The 20484-nt window shown below is 52.7% G+C and carries 15 protein-coding genes; all 15 read left to right on the top strand.

The window, feature by feature from the left end; genetic code table 11:
• Positions 1–99 precede the first annotated feature (99 nt).
• The 15 genes from tssK (at position 100) to tssJ (ending at position 20481) form a co-directional block, all read left to right on the top strand.
• Complete coding sequence (gene tssK / locus ABLU87_RS28035; protein WP_116281124.1) at positions 100–1440, top strand: type VI secretion system baseplate subunit TssK; 1341 nt, start codon at positions 100–102, stop codon at positions 1438–1440.
• A complete protein-coding gene (gene tssL / locus ABLU87_RS28030) occupies positions 1437–2111 on the top strand; it encodes a type VI secretion system protein TssL, short form (protein ID WP_025108177.1) in 675 nt (224 codons plus the stop codon). The genes tssK and tssL overlap by 4 nt, the downstream gene beginning before the upstream one ends.
• Entirely contained in the window at positions 2111–3772 is a 1662-nt protein-coding gene (locus ABLU87_RS28025; RefSeq protein ID WP_129896987.1) for an OmpA family protein, read from the top strand. Before tssL ends, ABLU87_RS28025 begins: the two co-directional genes overlap by 1 nt.
• A 144-nt stretch (positions 3773–3916) precedes the next feature.
• The gene (gene hcp, locus ABLU87_RS28020; protein ID WP_129897003.1) at positions 3917–4408 is read left to right on the top strand and encodes a type VI secretion system effector Hcp; all 492 of its coding nucleotides are present in this window, start codon (positions 3917–3919) and stop codon (positions 4406–4408) included.
• Between the two features lie 158 nt (positions 4409–4566).
• On the top strand, positions 4567–6933 hold the full coding sequence (gene vgrG / locus ABLU87_RS28015; RefSeq protein WP_122117909.1) for a type VI secretion system Vgr family protein: 2367 nt from the start codon (positions 4567–4569) through the stop codon (positions 6931–6933).
• A 6-nt stretch (positions 6934–6939) separates the two neighbouring features.
• Positions 6940–7485: a DUF3828 domain-containing protein gene (locus ABLU87_RS28010; protein ID WP_224226603.1), complete on the top strand. Its 546-nt coding sequence runs from the start codon at positions 6940–6942 to the stop codon at positions 7483–7485.
• A 73-nt stretch (positions 7486–7558) separates the two neighbouring features.
• The gene (locus ABLU87_RS28005; protein WP_025105892.1) at positions 7559–8029 is read left to right on the top strand and encodes a DUF3828 domain-containing protein; all 471 of its coding nucleotides are present in this window, start codon (positions 7559–7561) and stop codon (positions 8027–8029) included.
• Positions 8030–10945, top strand: coding sequence for an N-acetylglucosaminidase (locus tag ABLU87_RS28000; protein WP_025105891.1), 2916 nt, complete (start codon positions 8030–8032; stop codon positions 10943–10945).
• A 2-nt stretch (positions 10946–10947) separates the two neighbouring features.
• Positions 10948–11724, top strand: a complete 777-nt coding sequence (locus tag ABLU87_RS27995; protein WP_196942197.1) for a hypothetical protein — start codon at positions 10948–10950, stop codon at positions 11722–11724.
• A gap of 27 nt (positions 11725–11751) precedes the next feature.
• Entirely contained in the window at positions 11752–12015 is a 264-nt protein-coding gene (locus ABLU87_RS27990; RefSeq protein WP_071998059.1) for a PAAR domain-containing protein, read from the top strand.
• Positions 12016–12017: 2 nt separating this feature from the next.
• Positions 12018–13226 (top strand): membrane protein, encoded by a 1209-nt coding sequence (locus ABLU87_RS27985; RefSeq protein ID WP_025105889.1) that lies wholly within the window; start codon positions 12018–12020, stop codon positions 13224–13226.
• The gene (locus tag ABLU87_RS27980; RefSeq protein WP_025105888.1) at positions 13219–16590 is read left to right on the top strand and encodes an ImcF-related family protein; all 3372 of its coding nucleotides are present in this window, start codon (positions 13219–13221) and stop codon (positions 16588–16590) included. The genes ABLU87_RS27985 and ABLU87_RS27980 overlap by 8 nt, the downstream gene beginning before the upstream one ends.
• 390 nt (positions 16591–16980) lie before the next feature.
• The gene (tssF, locus tag ABLU87_RS27975) at positions 16981–18750 is read left to right on the top strand and encodes a type VI secretion system baseplate subunit TssF (RefSeq protein ID WP_122117827.1); all 1770 of its coding nucleotides are present in this window, start codon (positions 16981–16983) and stop codon (positions 18748–18750) included.
• Positions 18714–19796, top strand: a complete 1083-nt coding sequence (gene tssG / locus ABLU87_RS27970) for a type VI secretion system baseplate subunit TssG (protein WP_116281042.1) — start codon at positions 18714–18716, stop codon at positions 19794–19796. The genes tssF and tssG overlap by 37 nt, the downstream gene beginning before the upstream one ends.
• 160 nt (positions 19797–19956) lie before the next feature.
• Entirely contained in the window at positions 19957–20481 is a 525-nt protein-coding gene (tssJ, locus tag ABLU87_RS27965; RefSeq protein WP_025105885.1) for a type VI secretion system lipoprotein TssJ, read from the top strand.
• Positions 20482–20484: the final 3 nt, after the last annotated feature.

The raw sequence follows: 20484 nt of genomic DNA, 5'->3' as shown, positions 1-20484 counted from the left end.
ACGCGGTGCCGCACTTCCAGGTGGAAGGGATGGACGTGAACCTGTCTCTGGTCAGTCAGATGCCGAAAGCGAAAGCGAAAGCGTAAGGCGGGGGCAGGGATGAAAATTTATCGTCCGCTGTGGAGTGAGGGGGCGCTGCTGTCCCCTCAGCAATTCCAGCAGCAGTCAGCGTGGGAATCTTTTCGCAGCACAGGCGTTGCGGCTCTCTCTTCGCCGTTTTCATGGGGGGTTGAGCGGGTTGAATTCGATGAGAGGCTGCTGGGCTCGGGCCTTATTCAGATCTCTCAACTGCGGCTCTGGCTGCCTGATGGCACGCTGGTGGATACGGCCGTCAGCGATCTGCCGCCTGAACCTCGGGAACTGGAGTTAGCGCAGCATTCAGACGCGGTCACGGTGATGATTGCGCTGCCGCTCATGCAGCCTGGGCTGAATAATGTGCAGCGGGAATCGGCTATGACCGAGCGGCCGCTCCGCTACCGTGAGGAGTGGGTGAATGTTCAGGATGCGTTTGGCAGCGAGGAGGAGTCCGTTGCCGTTGCCCGCTTTAACCTGGCGATCCGTTTTGACCATGAAGATAACGCGTCATGGCAGTGCTGCGCGATCGCGCGGTTGATCCGCGATCGACAGGGATGGTGCCAGGATCCGACATTTATTCCACCCCTGGCATTGTTCTCTGCCAGTCCGGCGATGCGTGAAAGACTGGCGCTACTGAATCGTCAGCTTCGTTCCCGCCGTCAGCGTTTGATGTCCATGCGCCGCGAGAGCAACGAACGCCTGGCCGATTTCGCTGTGGCGGACGTCTCTCTTTTCTGGTTGCTCAATGCGCTTAACTCCCATGCGCGCGTGCTGGTGGAGTTTGAACGTTCTCCTGCCCGTCATCCGGAGCAGGTGTGGGCAGAGCTCGTCCGTCTGGCGGGCAGCATGCTGACGTTCTCTCTCGACAGCGATCTGGATGCCATTCCCGCCTATGACCATGCAGAACCTGAAAAAACGTTTCCTCCACTGTTTGAACTCATCACTGCTTTGCTGGAGGCCAGTTTGCCGTCCCGAGTGGTCGCACTGGAGATGTCCCGACCGGACGAGCAGACGTGGAAAGCCGCGCTGCACGACGCTCGCCTGCGCGAAGACGCCGATCTCTATCTTTCTGTCCGGTCTGATGTTCCGGCCTGGCAGGTAGCTGAGAAATTCCCTGCGTTATGCAAGGCGGGTTCACCGGATGAGGTGAATGCGATTTCCGCCGTCGCGCTGCAGGGGATCCCGCTCATTGCCGTTAGCCGCGTTCCGGCAGCGTTACCTGTGCGGATGGAAAACCAGTACTTCGCGCTGGATATGGAGAGCTCTGCGGCCCGGGACATGCTGGAGCAGGGGGTATGCATGTTTTACGTGCCGGCCCTCCTGGGACGGCTGGAACTTGAACTGTTTGCGGTACTGCGATCATGAGAAAAGACATTGATATTGATGAACTCATGGCGGAAACCTGGCTTACCGTCACCATGCTTAAGAAAGGGGCAACAACGCCCGACGGCAGCGCGTTATATGACACCTGCTGTAAACACGTGGAAGGCGTGCGCGAGGCGCTGGAGCGCGCCGGGTACGATGAGGCAAGCATCGGGCATATCTCTTATGCGCAATGTGCGCTGCTTGACGAAGTGGTAATGAGCAGAACGCTGAGTGCAGGTGCCGAAGCTGATGCGGGTCAGGCGGCATGGCGAAAAGCGCCGCTACAGGCGCGCTATTTCGGGTCATTACACGCAGGCGAAGCCCTCTGGGATCGTATCACTGAGGTCTTACGGCAGCCTGCGCCGAATATAGCCGTTCTGACCTGTTATCACCGGGTGATCGCGCTGGGGTTTCGCGGATTATACAGCATCAGTTCAGTTAGCCAGTCACAGCGGGAAGAGGTGATTAAAGCGCTTTCTGAGCAGGTGCCGCCTCTGAATGCGGATATCTCTCTGGTGGTTCGCCGGACCCGAAAACATCGCTATAGCATCCTGCGTTCAGTCTGGTTCTGGGCTGCTACGGCTGCGGTGATCGCTGCCGTGGCATGGTGGGGAGGCCACCTCTGGCTCCAGGGGCTGTTATCCGCTCAGTTACCGGAGTTACCTCATTGATGCGTAAATCGGTCATGGTTTCTCTGATACTTCACGTTCTGGCGGCTGTCGCCGCGTTTCTGTGGCTGCTATGGGGATTCATTCCGGCAGGCACGTTGTTTAAGGGCGTGATGACGGTGTGCATTGTCGCACTGGCCTTCTGGCAGGTCTGGAGAAAGCGTTGCCCTGTTCAGACGATGGCGGAGGGTGAAATGTCCACCTGTGAACTGCTGCTGTTTGATGCCGGGGGACCTGTTGTTCTCGTTTGTGGGGATGAGCTGGACGCGTTGTTCCAGGGGCAAACACTGCGCAAAACCGCGCAGGGCTGGTGGCTGAGGGTGAATGACGTCAACAGGCTAAGCGACATTGTTCGCGATATTCACGAACAGCAGCCGCATCAGGGCGGACAGCTCGCCGTTATGTATTCCTGCCAGCCCGACAGACATCAGGATGAAGCCGTACTGCGCGCGTCCCTGAAAGCGTTGCGTCAGCAAATGAAGCTGCTGGGTCAGATAATTGGATTCACGCCGCCGATGGTTCTGAGCGGTGAATTTTCCGGTCCTGCAACGCCGTGGCTTGTTGTTTGTGGCGATAAGCTGGCGGTATATCCGGCTGATAAAACGCCGCAGGCGGTGGATGACTGGCAACAGGACGCTCAACATCTTGCGTTGATGCCTGTCCTATGGGAGGCCTTTGCTGTTATGCGCGCCATTCTGGCGGATGAACTGACGAAGGAAGATCGGCTCCTTCCGGCGGTTCACCCGTTTGCGGTGGTGATTCGAAGCGGTGTGGCTTCTGCCGATCGTGCTTCGCTGTGGTCACATCGCCTTTTTCGCCTGACCCATCTGATTTTTCCGCAGGCAGAGGGGGCGGCGGAAGTAACGGAGCATTTTCCTGATGCGGTATTACCGATGCTCGCGCCTTACTGCGCTCCAGTACAGGGGGGGCAACGCTCTCGTCGTCTCGTTTTATGGGTTCTGGCGTGCGCTCTGGCAGCTCTGGCTTTTTCTGCTGTGAATAACGCGGCGCTGATTCGCCAGGTCTCAACGGATCTCCAGCGCTGGTATGCCATTCCCGAGAATCATGATGAGCCCAGGGCTCAGTCCCTCCTGGCGTTGAAACAGGATGCTCTTCTGCTGGAGCGCTGGCAGCGGCAGGGCGAACCACTCCGGTACGCGCTCGGCTATTACCCCGGCCTGCGTTTATGGCTGGCGCTTCAGAAGGCTATTGATACGTATGCGCCACCGCCGGCACCTGCGCTAAAGCCACAACCGAAAATCATCCGCCTCGACAGCATGTCGCTGTTCGACACCGGCAGGTGGGCGCTGAAGCCCGGCTCGACAAAGCTGCTGGTGAACTCGCTGGTCGGCATCAAAGCGAAGCCCGGCTGGCTGATTGTGGTGGCGGGCCATACCGACAGCACCGGCGACGATAAATCCAACCAGATACTTTCGCTTAAGCGTGCCGAATCGGTGCGCGACTGGATGCGCGACACCGGCGACGTGCCGGAGAGCTGTTTTGCGGTGCAGGGCTACGGCGAGAGCCGACCCGTTGCCCCCAACGACACGGCCGAAGGCCGGGCGCTGAACCGCCGTGTCGAAATCAGTCTGGTGCCGCAGGCGAACGCCTGCCAGCCACCGGGCATGACCCCCGCGCCATCGCAGGATGATGGCGCTTTTTAAAATGATACACACAGTCATTCGGGCTGCTTCGCAGCGGCAACTGAATGCGTCCCCGGAAGCATAGTTCACTATGTGACCGGGGCAAATGAAGGCAGCCAACAAAGAGGCAGCCTGAAGGACGACGTGTATAAATGGAGAAGTAATATGGCAATACCAGTCTATCTGTGGCTGAAGGACGACGGCGGCGCGGACATCAAAGGTTCCGTGGACGTGAAGGACCGCGAGGGCAGCATCGAGGTGGTGGCGCAGGAGCATAACCTGTACATCCCGACCGACAACAACACCGGGAAGCTGACCGGCACGCGAATCCATACGCCGTTCCTGTTCACCAAGGAAATCGACGCCTCCAGCCCGTACCTGTACAAGGCGGTAACAACCGGCCAGACGCTGAAGTCGGCAGAGTTCCGCTGGTACAAAATCAACGACGCCGGTCAGGAAGTGGAGTACTTCAACACGAAGCTTGAGAACGTGAAGGTGGTGAAGGTCAGCCCGCTGATGCACGACGTCAAGGACCCGTCCTACGAGAAGCATAACCACCTCGAGCAGATTGAGCTGCGTTACGAAAAAATCACCTGGACCTACAAGGACGGCAACATCATCCATTCCGACAGCTGGAACGAACGTACCACCGCGTAATCCTGATGCGGACAGGTTTTCCTGTCCGCGTTTTTTTGCTGATTACCTGAGACGCGGGTACTCGGCAAAGAAAAACTCAATCTGCTGCCTGACCTGATGCGCTTTGGTGAACAGCGAGGGGCGGTAGCGTGCCCAGGAACCGACAAAGAGAGAGACTCATGGATAATCCCGCCATCCCTGTGATAAACGATGCGGCCAGTCAGGCAAAACAACGATTAGGTCAGTCACGCTACCGGCTGGACGTGCATGGCTGCACAGAATTTCTTGATGTGCTGAAATTCAGTTCGGTTGAGTCGCTCAGCAAGCCCTGGAGATTTGGTATCTCCGTGACCTGCTCGACACCGGATATCGCCAGTGATTTGGTGCTGTTAAAACCTGCGTCGTTTACGTTTCAGACCCCGCAGTTTTACGGGGCTCCGGCCGTACCCGTTCGTTCCGTTTATGGCGTGGTGGCGTCATTCGAACGCCTGTCCACGTCCAGAGAGGATACCGTTTATGCGCTGACGCTGGTTCCACGTATCGCTCTGTTAGCACATACGAAAGGCAGTGAAATTTTCCTCAACCAGACTGTGCCGGAAGTCGTGGAAAAGGTGTTGCGTAAACACGGGCTGGAAGGCGCGGACTTTGAGTTTCGGCTGTCCCGCGAGTATCCGGTGCGAGAGCTAATTACCCGGTGGCGGGAAACCGATCTTGAGTTCATTGAGCGTCTGCTGGCTGAAGTCGGTATTTACTGGCGCTTTGCGATGGATAGCCGCCTTGAGCAGGATGTGGTCATTTTTCAGGACTCTCAGGAGCAGTATCAGTTTGGTGTGACCCTGCCGTTTCGTAACCCGGCAGGCATGAGTGACAGCGGGCAGGAAAGCATCTGGGATATTCAGACCGCATACAATGTGGTGAGCGGAAGTGTGGCCACCCGTGACTACAACTATCGCGAAGCGCTGAAACCTCAGGGCAGCACTGAAAGCATTTTTAGCAAAGAAGGGATCACCGCCGGAGAAACGTACCATTATGCGGAACCCTTCCTGACAGCAGGTGACGCTGATAGCCCGGAGACCGGGGCATACTTCGCCCGTCTGCGTCACGAACGCATTCTGAATGCGCAATATCACGTCACCGGGCATTCCTCCAGCCCTCATCTGGCTCCGGGTCAGGTACTGGAAACGGACGGAACGCTTCCCGATGCCGTCAGGGAAGGCATCGTCATCACCACGGTGCGCACCAGTGGTTCGCGCAAAAGTAGCTTTACGCTGACGTTTGAGGGCATCCCCTACAGTGAAACCGTCTGTTATCGTCCGGCACTGCTCAATCGACCGGTGATATCCGGCTCGCTGCCTGCCCGGGTGGAAAGCACACAGAAAGGCGACACCTATTCCTGGCTCGACCCGGACGGGCGATACCGGGTAAAACTGGACTTTGACCGTAACAGTCCTGAACAGGGTTATGCCTATTTGTGGCTGCGGCTGGCTAAACCGTATGCCGGTGATACGTACGGATTCCACTCCCCGCTTATCGACGGAACGGAAGTGGCCGTCGTTTTTGACGGCGGAGACCCGGATCGTCCCTACATCGCTTATGCCCTGCACGACTCAGAACATCCGGACCATGTCACCAGTGACAATCATACGCGGAACGTGTGGCGCACTCCGGCGAACAATAAGTTGCGGATGGAGGATAAGCGCCAGGAAGAGCATATCAAGCTCGCAACGGAATATGGCAAAACGCAACTGAACATGGGACACCTGGTCAATGGCCAGCGTGAAAAGCGCGGCGCCGGTTTTGAACTGCGTACGGACGAGCATGGTGCGGTTCGTGCGGCAAAAGGGCTGTTCCTGACGGCGGATGCCCAGTCCAAAGCCCAGGGCCCGGTGCTGGAAATGGCGCCAGCGATTAACCAGATTAACCAGGCCAACAGCCAGATGCAGGCGCTGAACAGCGCTGCTGAAGCCGCCGGAGCCCTGATCTGTGACATCAATACCCAGATTAGTCTTGTGACCGACAAAATCAAAGATCTCCAGTCTTCGGTCCTGCTGGGTAGTGCTCCGCAGGGGGTGGCAATGACCTCAGGTGAACACCTTCAGCTCAGCAGTAGCCGCAATACCATGATCAATGCCGGTCAGCATCTTGATGTCGGTGCGATGAAGAATCTGTCTGTAACGGTAGAAAAAGCCCTGCGTATGTTTGTCCATAAAGAAGGGGCTAAGCTGGTTGCCAACCAGGGAGACATCGAGATTCAGGCTCAGCACAACACGATGGCACTGTTTTCTGAAAAGCAGCTGACGGTGACCAGTAGTGAAGACGAAATTATTATCAGCACGCCGGAAACACTGACACTTAACGGTGGCGGGTCTTACCTGAGGCTGAGTAAGAACGGCATTGAACATGGTTCATCAGGTGAGTTCATTATGAAAACGTCTGACTATCTGGTACCAGGCACCGGCGCGAATCTCCCCAACGAAACACCTAATTTCAGCCTGACGGATATCACCCAGGAAAATAAAATCAGCAGCAAATCTTTTAATGACTAAGGGCTGATGATGGATCCATTAATTCCTCATATGCGTAATGTGTTTTTATTTGCATTTTTGCTTTGTTTATCAAATTTTACACAGGCATCCGAGCAAACAAGCCCAGAAAGCATCGTGTACAATTTTTATAAGTCATATTTGAAAGAAGAATCATCGGACAACAGTCGATTTCTCAGTCAATATGTTTCTGATGAATTAATGAAAAGCATTAACGACTCTATGATGTGTAATTATGATTCTGATGATTCAGCGTCGGCAGAAGAACTCGAAGGGAAATGTTCACAAAAGCGCGAATGCAAGCAGTTTAAAGGGCGTTATATTTGTAACTGGCATGGTGCTTGGGTTGATACTGATGTTGATTATTTTACAAAATCACAAGATGTTTATCCTTCATGGAAAGCAAGTATAAGTACCTTTGATGTATATCGGAAAGAGAATGACTCTTCAGTCAACGTTATTTTAGGAGCAGGTTCCGAGCCTAAAGTTAAATTTAAGGTTGTGCTAGAAAGAATTGATGAGAAGTGGAAAATCACCAGCGTAACGGAACAATAAGAACGTGGTCATTTTCTAAATTTCTCACCTCGACTACTTATACAAATACCAACATATCTACGGAGAGACGTTCATGTTGAAGAAGATTATTTTTGCTTGTTGCTTATTCTGCGTGGCCAATATAGCCTCAGCTTCAGCAAACGATAGTTCAATGCCTCGGGAAATTGTTGCAAAATTTTATCATGATTACCTTGTTGCGTCTGAAACGCCTGATATGGAATCAGCTGATAAACTAACTCAAAAAGCTATTTTTGAATATACAACTGAGCATCTCAGAAGTCTGCGGGATAATGATGAATCGGGTGCTGATTATTTTGTCGATGCTCAGGATATTTGTGAAGAATGGAAAGACAGCATTAATGTGGAAACTGTTTCAGAGAATGACCAGGTCGCACAAGTGAAGCTAACATTAGGATATGGTAAGGGCGTATCCCTGTATGCCGTTAACCTGGTTAAAGAAAAAGGGAACTGGTTAATGGATTCTGTTAAGCCCATATCTCATAGTAGTATTTATTGCCCTCGACAAGCAGAGGGGGGAGAATAAATGCTGGACAAGAATGTAGCAGTTAGTGTTTTAAACACTCAAGCCCTGGCCAGAGCGAAAATTAACGCTGAAAATTTTAAAAATGGCATAGATAAAAAGCTTAAATATGGCGAGTCAAAATGTGCCCGCTATGTTAAAAAAGCATTAATCGCTGGAGGGGCATCTGCAAAAAATTCAGGAATTGAATCAGCTAAAAATTATGGCCCATGGCTGCTTGAAAATAACTTTAAAGTTGTGGATAACGCTACAACAGTGCGTACTGGCGGTGTATTCACAATTTCTGGTCAGCAAGTGGGGGATGTTGTCGTAATCCAGGCAGCACCACATCATGTGCATGGTCATATGGCGATGTTTAATGGTACACACTGGGTATCTGATTTTGTCCAGGAAAGGGGGTTCTATCCTGCCCAGATATATCGTGATCAAAACATACCCTATGCACTTTATCGTTATGGCGCTAATACCACATCAGAGCAGAACGCCACGGCTATCCGAAAAGGAAAAATCAAAATAGTCTGGCCGATCCCCTCCAACAGTCGGGGAAGTGAGTTCAAAAATCAGGAAGAGATCCTCTCTCATATTGGGGGGGAATCCACCGGGCAGTATATGATTGGTCGCAGTGGGATGTGGCATGGCGGGATCCATATCACGGAAGCAACGACCCCGTGGTGTGCTCTGAGTGGCAAGTCTCCTCTTGAAGCATTAGATTTCCCAGTTCCCTTTAAAGGTGAGCAGGCTGTGCGATGCATGGCTGACGGCGAAGTGGTTGCTTATCGTGTCTGCAAGGATTATCTGACGCTTGCATGGGAATCCGGCCCACTGAGCTTTTCTGGTTCGTTTGTTCTGGTTAAACACTTTATTCAACCGGGGGAGAAAGAATCCAGCGGGCTGCATTTCTACACCCTGTATATGCATCTTGCGCCGTATTCAGCTTATGAGGCTGAAGCAGAAAATCAGTGGGCCATTCAGAATACTCTAAGAGCATATTCTGAAATGGACTGGCTGACGGCAAAACTGACTTCAGATAAAACTTCTCCACAAATTGCAGGGCACATACCTAAAGGGGCAAGAGTGGAGTGGGACCCGGCAGACAGCAATCTTAACGCCACAGGAAATAACAAGCGAAAATATGGTCTTGTAACACTGAAAGGATTACCAGAAGAAACCAGCAGTACCCTCACACCTGGTCAGCGCTATTGGGTTGTTGTGGATAACAACAATATTAAGCCAGCGCCGGGGGCTGGTCCAGGCTGGTGGCGGCATTTGCTTCCTCCCGCAAAGGAAGTCATGGTATTCGATAAGACAGTAAGTCTCAGTTTTCCATTTGCTATTAAGGCCGGTGACCCGATTGGCCACATGGGCTACTATCAGGCACCAAAAGATGGTGGTTATGAGGCACGATACCAGGTACATATCGAATGCACGAGCATGGATGATAATCTGGAGAATTTCCTGACCAACCCAGAAAAAGTGGGGGAGAAAAACCCGCTCTGGTTGAAGTATTCTCCTGGCCTTGCTCTTTTCACAAAAGATGTTGCGAAGGGCACTTTCGCAAAGGGCTCGACGTCGACAACGCGGACAGGCATTCTACCGTTGAGTAAGGTCACAACTGAAACTGATACCTCAACAAAGCAAGAATACTGGCAGCTGCGACCAGAAAATGCTTACGTCCCCAAAGGCCAGGCGGAACCTCAACTCTTGTCGCAGTATGATCTGGCAAAGCTGGGCTTCAGAACTGAAACCTCAGAGCCTACCAGTTTTGATTACTTGGATGGAAAAAACCAGCCTGTTGGATTCTTCCGCAGCCTTATCAACTCGCTCTATGAGGTTGCGACCAGTGATACGCGAACCAGTCATGCCCTGGTTAAGCATAATTATCAGCGCCTGCTGGATAAAATTGATAGTGGAAGCGACCGTTACTCTCCGATGGAATACTGGAGAGCACTTCATAATCCCGACTATCGTGACACCATCCAGAAAACAATCGTAAAACATCCCAGCGATTGGTACTTCAAAAAAGATGATGCTATCTGGCAACCTTTCCTCAATGCGCTGAAAAAAGAAGCCCCAGAATGGAAGAAATATAGCGAAGATTTTCTTGATAAAATGGCATGGATGCAGGATGTGTCCACTGAGAAACTAGGGCCTTCACTGTGGCATATGCATCCTATCCTTTTTTTGGGTACGTTAAAAAGTGCTAACCGGATTACTATCGTCTACAAGAATTACGATTATACTTTAGATTATGCCTTGAACAAGCAAATGTCACTTACTGGCGATAGTGTTCCTACATATGGCAATTATGGTGCCGTAACACGTGAGCAAGTTCGGGACTATATGAATCCTGAGCTTCATCAGGAAAACAGTGAAATATATCAATTCCTCGACATTTCTGCACCTTCGGGTATTTCTCGCGAAGATTTAGGTAAGTTACTTTCCGGTCAAGGTGTGTTATCAGGGAAAGAAGATGTATTTATTGCTGCTGCACAAAAATATAATGTAAGCGAAATTTATTTAGCATCACATGCAATTCTGGAAACTGACCGTGGTAGACATGCGTTTGCCAATGGAAGCAAAATGTATAACAACAGGCATGTTTATAATATGTACGGTATAGGTGTTTTTCCTGGCAACACTCAAAACGGGGTTGTAGTTGCTTATAACAAAGGTTGGTTCTCAGTAGATGAGGCTATCGATGGTGGCGCAAAATGGATTTCGGAAAAATTTGTTAATAATAGTAAAAACCAACAAAACACGTTATATAAAATGAGATGGAACCCATCCAATCCCGGAACCAGGCAGTATGCAACATCGATAAACTGGGCTCTTATACAAAAAACTGACATGAAGAAAATGTTTGATCAGTTCCCGGATGCAAACTTACGTTTCGAAATACCTGTTTATAAGAAGGGCTAAAAATGAAGAAAATCTTGCTATTAATAATGTCTATGCTGTCATTTCATTCTTATGCTGCTTGCGATGAGTCTTGGAAAAAAGCTGACTACGAACAAAACATACACTCATATAAAGTGATTAACAAAACTTTTTTCCATTCAACGCCAGATGACAACTCAAGAAATAATAAGCTTTTTCTAATTAGTAACAACACGTTTGTCGGCTTTTTGAAATCCGGAGGATATGAGTTCGGGAGATATACAAGAAAAGATGGCAGCATTGTCATGGGATGGCTTAAAGACGATGATCTCTCTGAAACGGAAAAAACAAACACACCAGAATTTAATGGCGCTGACTTAAGCATTTACTCCCCAAATGGAAATATAGAATTAAGCTCTTCGTTCGAAGGGTTTTATAAAGCATGGGGTAGGTGTGGGAAAAAAGAGCAACTTGAAACGGGGGCCTGGAGCAACTATTTATCGAAAGGTGATGAAACGTACAAGTATTTTGATAACTACTGGAAAGGATTCATTATTCGCTCTTCAAATATAAACTACAAGCATTTTGGTGATGATTTTGATTTATATCGAATTACTACCATAACTGTAATAAATAATAAGTACATCACTGGTCGTGGTATATATGTTGGCATGAATGAAAATGAAATAATAAATGCTTATGGAGAACCCACATCAAGAAGCAAAGACAAAATAAGCTATCATTTCAAAAATAACACCCTGAGTTTCATGCTAGATAATGATGTAATTAAAAATATCATTTTGGAAGAGAGCATCCTGTAAATCCCCCCTATAAATAAAAGGCATAGTATGCTTCAGATAATACGTAAAGGCGATAAAACCACTCACGGCGGTTCTGTACTGACCGCTTCTGAAACGATGAAATTCGGTGGTATTGGTGTTGCCCGCAAAGGCGACAAAGTGTCCTGCCCGGTTCCGGGACATGGCCCTACAACTATCATAGAAGGCAATCCTGATTATCTTGATCATGGTATCCCGGTTGCATTTCACGGCCACAAATGCGCCTGTGGTTGCACGTTGATCAGTTCATTTTCCGCTGCAAAGGTTGCCTGATTATGCCCGTTTGGCTGGATGCCATCCCTGAAAAGGCTCCTAAGGTAGCGCGTCCCGGCACCGGTCGTTGGTTGCTATTCCTCGCGTTTATCATGCTGGGGGGCATAGCGCTCACGCTATGGTGCTGGACGTCAGAGAGAACCGGATTTGTCTTCTGGTTCACCGCTTTGGGTCTTCCATTTTGTACCTGGGGGCTTATTTTCGGCTTACGCCGGTTTGCCTACAAAGCCGAACAGGTGGGGGCCGAGTCCCGAAATGTCGAGCGAGAAGCGCTTATTGACAGTGAAATTCTGCGCGGTCAACGCTGCGCCTGGATCCTCGGTACTTATATTCAGAGTCCGGCCGGAAACAGCGCCGATGACCTGCTGAAGGCAATGAAAGTCGCGGCCCCCGCTATCGACTTCTCTCGCCCAAGAGGATATGACAAACCGGTCAGATACGCGGCATTAACAGAATACCAGACTGATTTAACAAAGGCCCTGACAGCGGCGGTGACTAAACTGACAACGCGTGTAGAAGGGATCGTTCAGCCGCTTCCGCCGGAGTTGCCATGCTGGCTGGTACTGGATTGTGATAACGACCTGTACCCCTTGATTGAAGAGCAGCTTAAGGCCGCTCTCTCACTAAAGACCGGCAGGATTTTTCGCCTGATGGCCGGAAAAGGTCTGGGGGCGTTTGATGCCTGGCTGGACAAGCGATGGGACAACCCGGGCATTCTGGTTGCCATTACCGTGTCGTTACCGGCGTATCCCCGGGAAGAAGATGCTGATGCTGTCTCAATGGTGGTATTAAGCAACCGCAAAGCCCATGCCTGGCCGGATGCTCTCCGCCTTCATCGCCCCGAAAGGGGAACAGAAACAACGCTCACAAAGACGCTCACCCGGGCGCTGCTCTGGTCGAAGACCCTGCCCAATGAACTCAAAGGAAGCTGGATCTCCGGTCCCACATTGACGTCGGACAGCGGCTGGAATAATGCCTGCGAAGAGAGCGAAGTGGAATTTAGTCTTTCAGAAGACAATTCCAGTATCGATCCCGTGCTGGGATATACCGGCCATGCTGCTCCATGGCTGGCCATCACGCTTGCTAATGCTGACGTTGAACAACGAGGGGCGCAGGTTATCGCCGCACAACCCGCCGCTGATAAGGACGACATCTGGGTCGCCGTCATCACCAAAGAAGAAGTTCGCAAGGAATCGCCTAAGAATGTCTAAGGTAAAAGTAAAAACTCTCATCGGCTCGGTTGTGACTGTCGCCTTTTTCCTGACAGTCATCGTGGCATTTTTGTTTTATGCCTTTCCGGAAAATGTGGCCTCAGCCACCGGCTTCGGACCGTATGACGGTCAACGGATACTCACATTCTGCGCCATACTGGTTGCCGCGATATTTTTGATCGGCTGGCTAATAGAGAAGGCTTTCGACCACGCGGGTAAATCCGGGTTGTATTTCCAGTGGGGCCAGAAAAAGGCTGAGAGTATCACTCCGGTGACGAACACCATTCTCAGTGAAGAAGATGACGATGAACCGGTCTTCAGCGAAGACGCCGTGTCCGAACACCTGCGCTTTCGCTATGGACGCCGCTGGCAGCGTAAGGTGCGACTCCTGCTGGTGATGGGCAACCCGGACGATGTCCATAAAGCAGCCCCGGGTCTGTGCCATGACCTCTGGCAGGAAGGTGACGGCAACGTACTGATTTATGGCGGTGATGCGCAGTCACTTCCGGATGAGATCTTCCTTTCAAAACTGAAGCGTCTGCGATCTGGCCAGCCGGTTGATGGCATTATTCAGGTGATGAGTACTTCAGCCCTCCCGACGGATAGCGAACGGGATGCTTTCTTGCGTTGCCGCCAGAAAGCCGATCATCAGCTGGGCTGGCAGGCGCCTGTCTGGCTGTGGCTGACTGATAAAGCGAAAGGTGCTCAGCAGGACGCGGACACGGCTGCGACAGGGGTGATATTCGGACCGGAAGGCACTATAAAAGAGGCGGATAGGGCATTGACTACGCTGTCTCAGCGCCTGCAAAAAGCCGGTATGGCACAGATACTGAATAATCCGGCTCATAACGGCCTGCTCCAGTTATCTTCCCGTCTGCAACACGAACTGAAAGCCAGTCTGACCGTTTTGCTCAGTGGGTTGATGCAGGGATCTGCGGCCTGGCGTTTACGCGGTGTCATGTTCAGCCCTGAACTGGCCGTTGCCGGAACGGTACCGAACACGCGCCTCGACACACCGACATGGAAAGCCGTCATTGATGACTGTGATGCCATCAGCGGCAGGAAGCTGGGCTTCGACTGGCAGAAGATGCTGAGGTTAATTCTGCTTTCCCTGATTGTCCTGTGGGGGACCGGTACATTGCAGTCCCTGATCGTTAACCGAACCCAGATTTATGAGGCACAGGAAACGGCGAGGCAGGCAGCGGATACCGCAAAACCACTTGCTGAACGCCTGCACAACCAGCTCGTACTCCAGCAAGCTATTGCCCGTCTGCAACATCGTGAGGCGACCGGAGCTCCATGGTACACCCGTTTTGGTCTTAATCAGGACAGCGATACGCTGGCCGCACTTTGGCCCCTGTATGCGAAAAATAACGCACAGCTGATGAGGGATGCCACAGCCGATAGTCTCAGGCAGCAGCTGAATTCGTTTGTGCAACTTCCTCCTGCCAGTGATGCCCGAACGCAGGGCACACAGCATACCTACGACGTGCTCAAAAGTTATCTGATGCTGGCCCGTCCTGACAAAGCAGACGCAGACTGGCTGGCAAAAAACGTCCTGAAAGCCTTACCGAAACGTCAGAATGTGCCGGATGGCACATGGCAGGACCTGGCACCGAAACTGCTGGGCTTTTATGCGCAGAACCTCCCGGCTCATCCGGAATGGAAAATTAAGCCTGACGCTGAATTAATCAGCACGGTCCGTCAGATCCTGCTCAAGCAGATTGGCCAGCGGAACGCTGAGTCCGGGTTATATCAGGACATGCTTAAGCGCGTGGCCAGCAACTGGCCTGATTTAACGCTTGCCGATATGACCGGCGACACCGATGCCTCAACGGTATTCAGCACTGACGAAGTCGTCCCGGGTATGTTTACGCGTCAGGCCTGGGAAGAACAGGTTCAGGATGCGATTAACGAGGTCGTCAAGACACGCCGCGATGAAATTGACTGGGTACTGACGGATAAGACGCACCAGACAGGGAGCGATATCTCCCCGGAGGCGCTGAAAGCCCGTCTGACAGAACGCTATTTTACCGATTTTGGTAACGCCTGGCTGAATATGGTCAACAGCATTCAGTGGCAGGATGCGACTTCGCTTGCGGAAGCCATTGCCCAGCTCAGCCTGATCGGCGATGTGCGCCGGTCGCCCCTGGTGGCCTTGATGAACACCCTCAACTACCAGGGAAAAACGGGCGAGAAGGGCGAAGCGCTGGCGGATTCGATAGTGGATTCGGCGAAAAAACTGGTTGGCCGGAAAAAATATGCCCGACAGTTCATTGAGCAGGCGCAGGGGCCGAAGGGGCCGCTGGAGGACGTTTTTGGTCCCCTGACGGGTTTCATGGAAGGAAAGGAGGGGACCGGACGTAATGGTAATCTGAGCTTCCAGTCCTGGCTTGCCCGTGTTACACAGGTCCGCCTTAAACTTCAGCAGGTCACCAGTGCGCCGGATCCGCAGGCGATGTCCCAGATGCTGGCCCAGACCGTGTTTCAGGGCAAAGCTATCGATCTCACCGATACGCGTGACTATAGCAGTCTGGTGGCGGCAAGCCTGGGTCAGGAGTGGAACGGGTTCGGTCAGTCATTGTTTGTTCAGCCACTGGATCTGGCATGGCGACAGATACTTGCTCCGGCAGCAGGAAGCCTTAATACCCGCTGGCAAACAACTATTGTCGATCAATGGAACAAAGCGTTTGCCGGTCGCTACCCATTTAAAACTACCGGCAGCGATGCCTCATTGCCTCTGCTGGCTCAGTTCCTGCGCAGCGACTCAGGTCGTATTGCTACGTTCCTGAAAACTAATCTCGGCGGCATACTTCACCAGGAAGGGAATCGCTGGGTCGTCGATCCTTCAGCAAGTCAGGGGATGGAAGTGAGCCCGGATTTCCTGCGGGCCATCAATCAGCTGGCTGAACTGGCGGATATCATTTTTGCTCAGGGAGATGCGAGCGTTCATTTCGAATTGATGGCGCGCCCTTCCCGTGATGTAGCCCGCATGCAGCTGACGCTTGACGAGCAAAATCTGGACTTCTTTAACCAGATGGAAAGCTGGCAGAGCTTTACCTGGCCGGGAAACACGTACTACCCGGGCGTCAGCCTCCGCTGGCGTAGCGTAAATAGCGGGATGCAGCTCTATGCTAATCACCAGGGCAACTGGGGATTCATCCGCCTGCTGGACAAAGCCCTGCTCACTCCCCTTGACGCGAGCCGCACGCAGCTGGTGTGGATCACCCCGGACGGCAATCCGCTGAAGTTTGTGATGCGCAGCGAGTTGGGTGATGGCCCGCTGGCCTTGCTGAAGCTCCAGGGCTTTAAGCTGCCCGAAGCCATCTTCACGGTTGCAGCCAGCGCTGAATACGTCGAATGATGAGACAAGGGAAAATGCGCTCACCCCAAATCCTTGTATCGGCATATGCCACAAATCACGAACAGCAGTAAGGCCTTATCGAAAGCGCCTCCAGCACTTTGTCTCACTCTGGATAACGAGCTAAAACCCGTCAACCCTGAAACGGAAACGGACGATGCTCCAGTTTATGACGATAATTTTCCGCTAATGCACACAGAGCTTAATACGCTCTCGGGTACCGATCCGAAGCAGCTCTGTACACGGGCGAAAATAGTGTGTGAACCCGCTAAAGCTATCCGCGTCGACACCTCTGCGAGGGATGTTCTACCGGCGAGGCGGGTTGTTGTCGAACCGGCCAGAACCAGCGGTTGTGTTTGGCTAATATTTTGTTAACTATCAGGAAATTTGTGCATGGATGATTTAACCCTGTGCTACTATGAAGCCGAAATGCGCTATCTGCGCGAAGCGGGTAAAGAATTTGCCCGGGCCCATCCGGACCGGGCGGCGATGCTTAATCTGGATAAACCCGGCGCGCGCGATCCTTATGTAGAACGTCTGTTTGAAGGATTTGCCTTCCTGATGGGCAGACTGCGTGAAAAGCTCGATGACGATCTGCCGGAGCTGACCGAGGGGCTGGTGAGTCTGTTATGGCCACACTATATGCGGACCATTCCGTCACTTGCCATCGTAGAGTTTACGCCGGACTGGCGCAGCCTGCGTCAGGCAGAAACGCTGGCCGAAGGCTTTTCTGTTCTTTCGCGCCCGATTGGGCCGCAGAAAACCACCTGCCAGTACCGAACCACTCGGGACGTGCCCTTACAACCCCTGCAACTTGCCGATGCGCGTCTGCATACTGAAACGGATGGGCGCTCGGCTATTCGCCTGCGTTTTGAGTGTCCGGAAAAAGTGGACTGGAGCAAGTCCGGGCTCGAAAAAGTCGCTCTTTTTCTGAACGCCGAAAGCCCGGTCAGTTCAGCCCTGCATCTGGCGATGACCCGCCGGGTGCATGCTATGTATGCCCGTCATGTCGGTACCGGAACTGAACGCCATAAGTTTGATGGCTGGTGCAAACCCATGGGCTTTGATGACAATGACGGCCTGTGGAAGAAAGCCGATACAGCCTTCAGCGGTTACCAGCTGCTGCTGGAATATTTTAGCTTCCGTCCGAAGTTTATGTTTGTTGAGCTACGCGGTCTCGACACCATCGGGCTCACTGAGGCCAGCTCCTGGTTTGAAATCGATATTGTGCTCAGTGAAGCCTGGTCATCTGACCTGCCTTTTGAGACAGAAAACTTCCGGCTGCACTGTGCGCCGGTTATCAATCTCTTTACCCTGGAAGCCGATCCGCTGACGCTTAATCCTCTGGATAACGAATACCTGCTCAGGCCGCTGCGTCTTCAGGATGGCCACACCGAGATTTACAGCGTCGATAACATCCATGGCGCGGTGAAGAATGGCAAACACCCCTATGTACCGTTCACCAGCTTCCGGCACCGGGGCGGTATGATGCGTCATGATGCCCCTGAACGTTATTACCACACCCGCGTGAAACGCGGCCCCTCTGGTCTGTATGACACCTGGTTAATTCTCGGGGGGCGCTCGTTCGAGCTGGAGCAGCTGTCCGATAAACTAGAATCCCTTTCGATGCGAATAACCGGTACCAACGGGCAACTTCCGCGAAAAGCGCTGGAAAGTACCCTGCTGGACAGGGTGGTCAAAACCGGCAAAGTGCCCGTCAGAGTATTAAACGTCACAGCACCGACAATGCCGCTATATCCCCCGGCAAATGACCGTTTTCACTGGCGAGTGATGAGCCACCTCGGATCAAACTTCCTCAGCATGATGGACAATCCGGAGGTTCTGCGGGGAACGCTGGCGCTCTATGACTGGACTGACGATGAGATGAACCGCCGTCGGCTTGAAGCAATCGTCGCCGTGAAGCACACCCTGATCCGCCGTTTTGAGAAGGGCTTTATGCTCAGGGGCGTGGACATTGAGGTTACGCTAAATACGGATAATTTTGCAGGCGAGGGCGATGTGAATCTCTTCGGGGAGATGCTGCACCGGTTCTTTGCGCTCTATGCCGATATTCACCTCTTTAACCAGCTCACGCTGGTACTGCAACCGACAGGGAAACGACTGAGATGGCGCGAGAATCACAGCCAGCACGTACCCGGCTGACGCTGGCCCTTAACAAAGATATCTGGCGGGCCAATTTCTATCGTTTCTGCCAGCTGCTGGAACAGGAAAATCCGGACGCGCCCAAACTGGGCGCCACCAGCCATCCGGGCGACGATCCGGTACGATTCAGACCCTGGCCTGGTATGGGTTTCCCGGTCAGTACCCTGAAGGTGGTGGAGACCGACGAAGACCATCCGACATTACCCCCAACGGTCCGCACGACATTTCTGGGGATGTATGGCGTGGACTCCCCTCTGCCAACGTCCTGGCTGGACGACATTGCGCAGCGCCGGGAAGGACACGAGGCGGTCACCTTATTCCTGGACATTTTCAGCCACCGCATCACCACGCAGTATTACCGGATCTGGCGAAAATACGCGTATCCGGCCACCTTCGAGGCCGGTGGGCGAGATGCCATATCACAGTGTCTGCTGGGGCTGGTGGGACTCGGTATACCGGGTACGTCTGAGCAGGTGGCAACGCCGGTGTCCCGTTTCCTGGCCCTGCTGGGCACCATGCGTTTGCCCACGCGTAATGCCGAGGGCATCCGGGCTGTGGTGAGCCTGCTGGCGCCGAATACCCGGGCAATTATCACCGAACCGGATCCGGTTAAGGTCCATATCGATAATCGCAGTGGGCTGGGGGCCGGAAACCGTATCCGTCTTTCGCAGCGGGCCACGCTGGGTAAAACGGCCAGGGAAGCATGCAGCCGGGTACTGGTGACGCTGGAGACAGCGGATCCGGACGAGGCGGAAGGCTGGTTACCCGGTGGTGTCCTCCATACCGATTTTCTTGTTCTGTTACGCGTCTATCTCGGCTACCGCAGTGACGCCCGACTGCGCCTCACTGTACCCGTACGGCTGTTGCCTGAGCCCCGCCTTGGCAAAGGCAGGCGTATCCAACTGGGCCGCACCGGTTTGCTGGGTCTGAAAGCAGGCAAACTCAGCAACAGCCAGGAGAGTCTGACCGTCAGTCTGGGCTGTTATGAAGGGTTGCAATGGTCTGTGTTACCCCCTGCTGAAGACGGACATTACCGCTTCGACTAATCATCAATCATTAATTCTCCCCAAAATAATTCTGATTGCAGGAAGGCGGCAAACGCGTGAGTCCCCGGGAGCATAGATCACTATGTGACCGGGCGGGGCGAGTGCGTGCAGCCAACGCATCTGCAATCAGAAGTATGAAGGGGATAAAAGGAACTTTTGAATGGCAACAATAACCCGCTGGCGGGTGCTGACGCTTATTGCCTGTGGTCTGCTCGCAGGCTGCGGTCTGACGCAGACCGTCACGGACGGTACGGTCAGCATCACGAAATCCATCTTCTACAGGAAAATTAAAACGCTGCATCTGGATTTTACCCCGCGCACGGCCATTAACGCCGATGGCGCACAGACGCCGCTGGCGACCATGGTGCGGGTTTATCAGCTCAGGGATCGTAAAGCGGTTGATGCCGCCGATTACCAGACGCTGCTGCGCAAGGCCGATACGGTACTTAAGGACGATATGCTTGCGTCAAAATCGCTGCTGGTGATGCCCAACGGCAGCGTGACGCTCAATATGCCCATGGATGAAGATGCTCAGTTCGTGGCGGTGGTGGGATTATTTAACCGCCCGGATCAGAAGGACAACCGCTGGCGCCTGGTGCTGACCCGTGACGACCTCGACCCGGACAAACCCCGCACGATTGAACTGGGTGATGGCTGGCTCAGCCTTGTGCCGGTAAAGGAGTGACGT

Origin of the sequence: Klebsiella sp. CB_Kp196, from assembly GCF_040061575.1 — a bacterium.
In the GTDB taxonomy this organism is placed as follows: domain Bacteria; phylum Pseudomonadota; class Gammaproteobacteria; order Enterobacterales; family Enterobacteriaceae; genus Klebsiella; species Klebsiella michiganensis.
The sequence above is the reverse complement of the archived record's forward strand: the minus strand, read 5'-3'. Positions and strand labels throughout refer to the sequence as shown.

Excerpts from the sequence above, each read along its gene's own strand:
- tssK (WP_116281124.1), top strand. The coding sequence starts at position 100 with ATGAAAATTTATCGTCCGCTGTGGAGTGAGGGGGCGCTGCTGTCCCCT.
- tssL (WP_025108177.1), top strand. The coding sequence starts at position 1,437 with ATGAGAAAAGACATTGATATTGATGAACTCATGGCGGAAACCTGGCTT.
- ABLU87_RS28025 (WP_129896987.1), top strand. The coding sequence starts at position 2,111 with ATGCGTAAATCGGTCATGGTTTCTCTGATACTTCACGTTCTGGCGGCT.
- hcp (WP_129897003.1), top strand. The coding sequence starts at position 3,917 with ATGGCAATACCAGTCTATCTGTGGCTGAAGGACGACGGCGGCGCGGAC.
- vgrG (WP_122117909.1), top strand. The coding sequence starts at position 4,567 with ATGGATAATCCCGCCATCCCTGTGATAAACGATGCGGCCAGTCAGGCA.
- ABLU87_RS28010 (WP_224226603.1), top strand. The coding sequence starts at position 6,940 with ATGATGGATCCATTAATTCCTCATATGCGTAATGTGTTTTTATTTGCA.
- ABLU87_RS28005 (WP_025105892.1), top strand. The coding sequence starts at position 7,559 with ATGTTGAAGAAGATTATTTTTGCTTGTTGCTTATTCTGCGTGGCCAAT.
- ABLU87_RS28000 (WP_025105891.1), top strand. The coding sequence starts at position 8,030 with ATGCTGGACAAGAATGTAGCAGTTAGTGTTTTAAACACTCAAGCCCTG.
- ABLU87_RS27995 (WP_196942197.1), top strand. The coding sequence starts at position 10,948 with ATGAAGAAAATCTTGCTATTAATAATGTCTATGCTGTCATTTCATTCT.
- ABLU87_RS27990 (WP_071998059.1), top strand. The coding sequence starts at position 11,752 with ATGCTTCAGATAATACGTAAAGGCGATAAAACCACTCACGGCGGTTCT.
- ABLU87_RS27985 (WP_025105889.1), top strand. The coding sequence starts at position 12,018 with ATGCCCGTTTGGCTGGATGCCATCCCTGAAAAGGCTCCTAAGGTAGCG.
- ABLU87_RS27980 (WP_025105888.1), top strand. The coding sequence starts at position 13,219 with ATGTCTAAGGTAAAAGTAAAAACTCTCATCGGCTCGGTTGTGACTGTC.
- tssF (WP_122117827.1), top strand. The coding sequence starts at position 16,981 with ATGGATGATTTAACCCTGTGCTACTATGAAGCCGAAATGCGCTATCTG.
- tssG (WP_116281042.1), top strand. The coding sequence starts at position 18,714 with ATGGCGCGAGAATCACAGCCAGCACGTACCCGGCTGACGCTGGCCCTT.
- tssJ (WP_025105885.1), top strand. The coding sequence starts at position 19,957 with ATGGCAACAATAACCCGCTGGCGGGTGCTGACGCTTATTGCCTGTGGT.